Annotated in this window: 6 protein-coding genes; 5 read left to right on the top strand and 1 reads right to left on the bottom strand. The window is 49.4% G+C overall.

Translation table 11 applies throughout. The annotated features are described in order from the left end of the window. The coding region (locus tag IEX60_RS12425) for a UDP binding domain-containing protein (protein WP_308420748.1) at positions 1-405 on the top strand (405 nt) is incomplete at its 5' end. A gap of 28 nt (positions 406-433) precedes the next feature. On the opposite strand, the gene IEX60_RS12420 is transcribed toward IEX60_RS12425, so the two are convergent. Beyond that, on the bottom strand, positions 434-2,167 hold the full coding sequence (locus IEX60_RS12420; protein WP_188751084.1) for a S41 family peptidase: 1,734 nt from the start codon (positions 2,165-2,167) through the stop codon (positions 434-436). A 163-nt stretch (positions 2,168-2,330) separates the two neighbouring features. Here IEX60_RS12420 and pdhA point away from each other — a divergent pair, with 163 nt between their 5' ends. From pdhA to gcvP, 4 genes are all read left to right on the top strand, one after another. Then, positions 2,331-3,326 carry a pyruvate dehydrogenase (acetyl-transferring) E1 component subunit alpha gene (gene pdhA / locus IEX60_RS12415; protein ID WP_188751082.1) on the top strand — a complete coding sequence of 332 codons (996 nt, stop codon included), beginning with the start codon at positions 2,331-2,333 and terminating at the stop codon, positions 3,324-3,326. A 42-nt stretch (positions 3,327-3,368) separates the two neighbouring features. Further along, complete coding sequence (locus tag IEX60_RS12410) at positions 3,369-5,051, top strand: pyruvate dehydrogenase complex dihydrolipoamide acetyltransferase (protein ID WP_188751080.1); 1,683 nt, start codon at positions 3,369-3,371, stop codon at positions 5,049-5,051. A gap of 114 nt (positions 5,052-5,165) precedes the next feature. After that, positions 5,166-5,660: a hypothetical protein gene (locus IEX60_RS12405; protein WP_188751078.1), complete on the top strand. Its 495-nt coding sequence runs from the start codon at positions 5,166-5,168 to the stop codon at positions 5,658-5,660. A gap of 117 nt (positions 5,661-5,777) precedes the next feature. Then, on the top strand, positions 5,778-8,660 hold the full coding sequence (gene gcvP / locus IEX60_RS12400; protein ID WP_188751076.1) for an aminomethyl-transferring glycine dehydrogenase: 2,883 nt from the start codon (positions 5,778-5,780) through the stop codon (positions 8,658-8,660). Positions 8,661-8,676 lie beyond the last annotated feature (16 nt).

Below are 8,676 nucleotides of genomic sequence, written 5' to 3'. Positions count from 1 at the left end.
AAGAAGATCGCCTTCCTGGGGTGGGCCTTCAAGAAGGACACCAACGACACCCGCGAGTCGGCCGCCATCCATGTGGCCGATGCATTGCTCAGCGAGGAGGCACACATCGCCGTCTACGATCCCAAGGTGTCGGCCGAACAGGTCTACGCGGACCTGGATTACCTGGGCACCCGCTCCCCCGGGGAGAACCGGCGGCTGGTGTCCGTGGTGGAGGACCCCTACGATGCCGCAGGCCGTGCCCACGCTATCGCCGTGCTCACCGAATGGGATGAGTTCACCACCTACGACTGGCTCCGCATCAAGGACGGAATGATGAAACCCGCCTTCGTGTTCGACGGAAGGAAACTGCTCACAGGAAACCGGCTCGCCGAACTCGGGTTCACCTACTACGCCATCGGGGAATAGTAATTGGGGGTTCGCTTCGGGCAAACTACTAATTCGCAGTTTCTGCGGAGGCCAAAAATGTTTCGGGACGGCCGATGGTTTTATACTTTCCTTCCCCCGCAAGAATGCTGTAATATTCAGCTGTGTCCTTGCTTAGGAGCGCCTTGGCGCGGTGCAGTTGATCGTCATACCTGAAGGAAAAAGCGGTCCGCCCATTTTTGTAATAATACCGGGACACAATTTCGCTGCCCAGTACTTTTTTAATTTCTTCGCGGTGTGTAAGGAGATCCTGTTGTTTGCTTTGGTGAATTTTTTGGCTTAGCGCCCCTAATTCCTGAATGAGCTCTTCAGGTTTTCTTTCTATTTCGGCCACAGCCTTCAGCGCGCGGAGCGACGTTTCGGTCTTCGTAGCGTATTGATAGTCTTTGTCTTTCAAAAAGTTGATAAAATCGGTATACAGTGTTTCGTCTACCTCAAACTTATCTGCATCGGTTATCCGGGGGTGTGACTGCCTGAAAGCCGTCGCATAATCAAAAATGAGATAATGTTCGGACAATGCCCGGGTAATCGGGCTATATTGAGGTTCCGGCACGGTAATATCCGGATAAATGCCACTGCCGTCGTACACCACTCTTCCGCTTTTTGTGTTGAATGCGTTGAGCAGGGAATCGGATACCCGCATATAGGATCCGTTGCTATCGCGGTGGACAAAATCCAGGGCTTGAATGCATCTTCCAGCCGGCGTGTAGTATTTCGCAACGGTTACTTTTACCAGGTTGTTATACGGAATGTTAAATGTCTGTTGTACAAGCCCCTTGCCAAAACTTCGTTCGCCGATGATCACCGCCCGGTCCAGATCTTGTAAGGCACCGGCTACAATTTCGGCCGCGGATGCAGAACGCCCATTGATCAATATTGCCAAAGGAACCTCGGGGGCGGCCGGTTTGGCCATGGTACGATAACTATGCGTCTTCGTAGCATTTTTTCCTTTTTGGCTAACCACCAGTTCCCCCTGAGGGATAAATAGACTGACAACTTTGACGGCTTCCTGCAAAATACCTCCACCGTTGTCGCGTAAGTCGATAATTAATCCATTGAGTTCGCCCTTCTCTTGAAAACTATAAAGGGCTGTTTCCACTTCTTTTGCCGATTGTTCGAGAAACTTGTCAAGTTTGATGTAGCCGATTCCCCCGTCCAATAAAACCGAGTGACTTACATTGGGTTGCCGCACAATCTTACGGGTAAGCGTCAGCGAAATAGGATCTGTTTTCTCAATCTTTTTTATCAGGAGTTGTATTTTGCTGTGTTCGGCTCCCCGCAGCAGATGACTGGCCTCTGCCGTTGATTTATTTTCAAGGGTAATGCCATTAATGCTAACCACTTCATCACCAGCTGCCAAACCCGCTTCGTCAGCGGGATAGCCAGCATAGGGTTCAGACAGAAAAATATGGCCGTCGCGTTCGAAGATAGCCGCACCAATACCGCCGTATTTGGTGTCTACGTATTTAAGTTTGTATTCTTCGATGTCCGTTTCCTGTACATATTCTGTATACGGATCGAGATCATCCAGCATTGCATCCACGGCGGTCTTGATCAGTAGATTGGGGTCGGTTTCGTCTACATAATTGAGGCTTATCTGCCGGTATACTGCCGAAAAAATATCCAGGTTTTTACTGATAAGAAACAAATCATCTTTGACCGCAACGAAAGCAGAAAGAAACAGTACAGCAACAGCCAAAACCGTGATGCGCTTTACATCGAATACATGCTTGCTCGGATTCATTTGTGGTTACCAAAAAGTCAAAAAGTAAATAAAGTTAACACAATTTGTAACGAATACCAATAGTCAACCGCAGGAAAATAGATATGCTGCCTTAGCCGATTGCATATCACAACAATTTTATCTAAGTTTGCCTTCCAAAAATCTGTAATCTATAAATGTTGAAATGAGTTCGACACCGATAAAGAAAGAGACCTACTTGGAGTGGTATAAATTGATGCTACTCATGCGTAAATTCGAAGAGAAGGCCGGGCAGTTATACGGGCAGCAAAAAATACGGGGCTTTTGCCACCTCTACATAGGTCAGGAAGCCGTTGTGGCTGGGGCCATGTCGGTGTTGCGGCCAGAAGATTCGATGATTACCGCCTACCGTGACCACGCACACGCCATTGCAAAAGGAGTGTCACCGAATGCCGCAATGGCGGAACTTTTCGGTAAAAAAACGGGATGTTCCAAAGGTAAGGGAGGTTCGATGCACTTTTTCAGCAAGGAACATAAGTTTATGGGAGGGCATGGAATCGTTGGGGGCCAGATTCCACTCGGTGCAGGCATTGCATTTGCCGAAAAATATAATGGGACCGACAATGTGTGCGTGTGTTACATGGGAGATGGAGCGGTAAGACAGGGTGCTTTTAATGAAGCCCTAAACATGGCTATGTTGTGGAAGTTGCCTGTTATTTTTGTTTGCGAAAACAATGGATACGCCATGGGCACTTCGGTGGCCCGCACCACAAACATGATTGACATCTACAAAATGGGGCTTGGTTTTGATATGCCCAGCGCACCCGTTGATGGTATGGATGTCGTAGCCGTACACAATGCAATGGATGAAGCGGTTCAGCGCGCACGCAAAGGCGATGGACCTACCTTCCTGGAGATGCGTACATATCGCTATAAAGGACACTCCATGTCCGATCCGGCAAAATACCGTACCAAAGAAGAGTTGGAGGAATACAAAGGACGCGACCCGCTGATTACCACGAAGGCCGCCATCGCAGAAAAGAAATATGCCAACGAAGAATGGTTTGCCGAAGTAGAAGCAGCGGTAAAAAAGACCATTGATGAATGTGTTAAATTTGCCGAGGAATCACCCTATCCCGAGGTGGAAGAACTGTACAAAGATGTTTACGTACAGTCCGATTATCCCTATATTACGGATTGAACGAGTTGAAATACAAACGTAAAAGAATAACCGCAATACAACATGGCTGAAGTAGTAAAAATGCCAAAGATGAGCGATACCATGACCGAAGGGGTGATCGCGAAATGGCACAAAAAAGTAGGCGACAAGGTCAGTTCCGGTGATCTGATAGCGGAGGTGGAAACCGATAAAGCCACCATGGACTTTGAATCTTATCAGGAAGGAACATTATTATATATCGGCCCCAAAGAAGGGGAAGCTGTACCTGTAGACGCAGTGATCGCTGTTCTAGGTGAAGAAGGTGAGGATTACAAGGCATTGTTGGAGGGTAAAAGCAGTACGGATAGCGATAAAAAGGAGAAAGAGGAAGCTACACCCAAACAGGAAAAGCCGGAGAAAGAGGAATCTGTGCCGGATGGAGGAGAATCGGTAACAGCCGAATCATTGGGGGCTACGGTGATTACCATGCCGTTATTGAGCGATACGATGACTGAAGGCGTGATCGCCGAGTGGCATTTTAAGGTGGGCGACACGATTAAAAGTGACGATGTCATCGCCGACGTAGAAACGGACAAAGCCACGATGGAGGTAACTGCTTACGCCGACGGAACATTGTTATACATCGGCGTGGAAAAAGGGCAGGCAGCCAAGGTAAATGACATCATCGCCATCGTAGGTAAAGAAGGAACAGATATAACACCGTTATTGAAGAACCCGGCTGCCGCATCCGGTAAGACGGAAAAGCCTACCGAAAAAGGAACAGATGAGCCCGCCTCAGCATCTGCTGAGTCCAAAGCGCCACAAGCCACAGAAAGAGAGGAAGAACCCCAGGTAGCGTCGTCAGACGATTCACGGGTTAAGGCATCGCCTTTGGCCAGGAAAATAGCAAAAGACAAAGGTATTAGCCTCAATGCGGTAAAAGGTACGGGCGACGGTGGCCGTATCATTAAGAAAGACGTCGAGTTGTATAGTCCGGCTGCTAAGACCGAGGCTGCTCCCGCGGCGGCAACCAAAACCGAGGCTCCGGCAGCCGCAACAACGATCAGTATCCCGCAGTATGTGGGTGAAGAGCGCTATACCGAAAAGCCCGTTACGCAGATGCGGAAGACCATCAGCCGAAGGCTTTCCGAGACGTTTGTTATCCCACACTTTTACCTTACCATGAAAATTGATATGGACAACGCTATCCAGGCAAGAGCCAAAATCAATGAAGTGGCCCCCGTAAAGGTATCCTTTAATGACCTCGTGATTAAAGCTGCAGCGGTAGCACTGAAACAACATCCCGCTGTCAACGCTTCATGGCAGGGAGATAAAATCCGCTATAACGAACACGTGAACGTAGGTGTGGCCGTCGCTGTTGATGAAGGGCTGCTGGTGCCTGTCGTCCGTTTCGCAGATGGTAAATCATTGTCGCACATTTCGGCCGAAGTAAAGGAGTTTGCCCAACGTGCAAAAGCCAAAAAATTGCAGCCCGCAGATTGGGAAGGTTCCACATTTACGGTTTCTAACCTGGGTATGTTCGGTATCGATGAATTTACGGCGATCATCAATGCGCCCGACTCCTGCATTTTGGCGATTGGTGGCATTGACCAGGTGCCTGTTGTAAAAAATGGACAGATTGTGCCGGGGAATATCATGAAAGTGACACTTACCTGTGATCACCGTGTGGTAGACGGTGCTACCGGAGCCGCGTTCTTGCAGACGCTTAAATCGCTGTTGGAAGAGCCGGTACGGATATTGGCTTAATCTTAATGAGACACAAGGACTTATAGGCTGCCGGCTAAGAAACGGCAGCCTTTTTTTGTTGCGAAAAGTGCAAATACTTCGTTATTTCATCAATCTGGTTTATAAATTTGGATTATGTCACCGGTGAAAAGAGTATTTTTAGTGCTTGTCGCAGGATCGACGATAGCATCCGTCTATTGGGGGTGCAGTAAAAGTAATCATGCGTCGGTAACCAGGCCGACCATATCGCTTCGTATGTTAGCCGGTTGGTGTGCAGCAAACGATAGCCTTTTCGTCGATAAGGACAACACCCGGTATATCGTGTACGAAGGATGCAGCGATGACATTCGGTATACGAATGAAATAGTAACTACCGAAGCCGACTATCAAGAGCTAATAGGAATTCTTGGAACGGGTGATTTTAGGAGGTTGGATATCCAAGAGGGCGGCCTCGCTTACGATGGTTATGCTTACATCATCACGGTACGGGACAGAACCTGGGAGCACACTGTTAGTTTGGAGTCCGAGACCTCTGAAGCTGCACAACAACAAAAGGCGTTGGCCGTTAAACTGTTACGTAAGCTGAAAGACATTCAGAGCAAGTTGGCTGTGCCCGGTGTGGCCGACTAAATTTATCGCGACGTCTCTTTTTATTTCCATTTCCAAAATCCGTATCTTTGCACGCGAAAAAACTACCGTCTGCTTGCTGGTAAGCAACATGGCTGCACCAGGTAGTGACATGCCCCCATGAGTGAGATACATTTTCAGGAAAAATTTGAAGAGCGGCACATTGGCCCTAGCACCGATGAAACCGAGGCGATGTTGGAAACTATTGGTCTCCGGCATCTCGATGAACTGATTGACGAAACGGTGCCTGCGCGGATCCGGGTTACCCATCCGTTGCAGCTGCCCGCTGCGCAGACCGAAGTAGCTTACCTGCGTAAGATGAAGGCAGTAGCAGACAAAAACAAGGTGTTTAAATCTTATATCGGACAGGGTTATTACGATGTCATACTACCGGGCGTCATCCAGCGCAATGTGTTTGAGAACCCCGGTTGGTATACCCAGTACACGCCTTATCAGGCGGAAATCGCCCAAGGGCGGTTGCAGGCATTGTTGAATTTCCAAACGATGGTTATTGACCTGACGGGTATGGAGATCGCCAATGCGTCTCTGCTCGATGAAGCGACGGCTGCCGCCGAGGCGATGTTTATGCAGTATGGATTACGCAAAAATAAGTCGGCCAATACGTATTTCGTTGTAGAAACGGTTTTTCCCCAAACACTTGATGTGCTTCGTACCCGTGCACTTTCATACGGTATCAATCTGCAAGTGGGCAATCCGTTTGAAATACCGGACACCGATACAATTTTTGGTGTATTGGTGCAATATCCGGATGGAGACGGCGCCTTGTCTGATTACAAAGCACTAGTGGAACAGTTGCATGTCCGTGATATCTCGGTATGTGCAGTGGCCGACTTGTTGAGTTTGACACTGCTGACTCCGCCCGGAGAATGGGGAGCCGATGTAGTGGTGGGCAGCACACAGCGCTTCGGCATTCCAATGGGATTCGGTGGCCCGCACGCAGCCTATTTAGCTACCAAAGAAGCCTATAAACGCAATATCCCCGGGCGTATTATTGGGGTAACGGTCGATTCCAATGGCGCGTATGCACTCCGTATGGCGCTTCAAACCCGTGAGCAGCATATCCGCCGCGATAAAGCTTCGTCCAATATTTGCACGGCACAAGCACTGCTCGCTATTATGGCGGGGTTCTATGCCGCTTATCATGGGCCAAAAGGCCTGCGGAAAATAGCCGGACGCATACATGGATTGGCAACCTTGGCAGACCGAGCCCTGCAACAATTGGGATATCGGCAGCTTAATGCTAGTTATTTCGATACTTTGCGGGTTGAAGTAGGGGAACTTTCCGGTCCTTTACATGCGGAAGCGCTCAATAACGAAATAAATCTGTTATACCGGGGAGCGGTCGTAAACATTTCAATGGATGAAACGACCACTTATGAAGATGTTGAAGCGCTGATACGGGTTTTCGCGAAGCTAAAGGGTAAATCCCTTAACGACATAGACCTGGCAGCGTTAGCAGAAGATAACCTTTCGGTCATACCGCAAACGTTGCTGCGCACATCCCGATACCTTACCCATCCCGTGTTCAACAGCTTTCATTCTGAACATGAAATGCTGCGCTATATCAAATCATTGGAAGCGAGAGATCTGTCATTATGCCATTCGATGATTCCCTTGGGGTCCTGCACGATGAAATTGAATGCGACGACTGAAATGGTGCCGGTAACCTGGCCGGAGTTCGGTGGGCTGCATCCGTTTGCCCCAGCAGACCAAACGGGGGGATATATGCAGATAATCAGCGAATTGAATGGATGGCTGAGTGAAATTACAGGGTTTGCGAAAGTAAGTTTCCAGCCCAATTCGGGCGCTCAGGGCGAATATGCCGGACTGATGGTCATCCGTGCCTACCACGAAAGTCTGGGAGAAGGCCATCGGAACGTGGTGCTGATTCCCGCATCAGCGCATGGCACTAATCCGGCATCCGCCAGCATGGCGGGCATGCAGGTGGTGGTAGTCAGGTGCGATGAGCGTGGAAATATCGACGTCGGTGATCTCCGTGCCAAGACAGAAGCGCATGCCGCTAATCTCGCGGCAGTAATGGTTACCTATCCATCTACACACGGTGTATTTGAAGAGCCCATTGTCGAAATATGTGACCTCATCCACCAATATGGGGGGCAGGTATACATGGATGGTGCAAATATGAATGCACAGGTAGGACTTACCAGTCCAGGCCTGATCGGGGCAGACGTCTGCCATCTGAACTTGCACAAGACTTTCTGTATTCCCCACGGCGGTGGCGGTCCGGGTATGGGGCCTATTGGCGTTGCTGAACATTTAGTTCCTTTTCTGCCAAACCACCCCGTAGTGGAGGTGAGCAGTGCACAGGGCATCAGCGCGGTTTCCGCGGCTCCCTGGGGTTCGGCTTCCATCCTTTTGATTTCCCATGCCTACATTGCAATGATGGGCAGTGAGGGGCTTACCCGCGCAACCAAGTTTGCTATTTTAAATGCCAACTACCTCAAAACGAGACTGGAGAGTCATTATCCTATCTTATATGCCGGTGTCAATGGACGTTGTGCGCACGAGCTGATTCTAGACTGCCGTGCCTTTAAAACAATAGGCATCGAAGTTGGTGATATTGCCAAGCGGCTGATGGATTACGGTTTTCATGCACCTACCGTATCTTTTCCGGTGGCGGGTACACTAATGATTGAACCCACGGAGTCTGAATCCAAAGCGGAATTGGATCGATTTTGCGATGCCCTGATCGCGATCCGAGGCGAAATTGCCGCCATTGAACAGGGTCAGTCTGACCGGGAGAATAACCTGCTGAAAGGTGCCCCGCATACCATCGCTATGGTGTGTGCCGATACGTGGGATAGACCCTATACACGGTCCCAGGCTGCCTTTCCGCTTTCCTTTGTACGTGACCACAAGTTTTGGCCAAGCGTGGGACGGGTCAACGATTCACAGGGAGACAGAATGCTTATTTGTGCCTGCCCACCGGTTGATGCCTATGACCAGGTAGAAGCATACTAGAAAAACCCTATTCCAG

The sequence above is a fragment of the Parapedobacter defluvii genome (genome assembly GCF_014642075.1).
Lineage (GTDB): Bacteria > Bacteroidota > Bacteroidia > Sphingobacteriales > Sphingobacteriaceae > Parapedobacter > Parapedobacter defluvii.
Note: the sequence above shows the minus strand (reverse complement) of the source record. Positions and strands in the feature narration are given on the sequence as shown.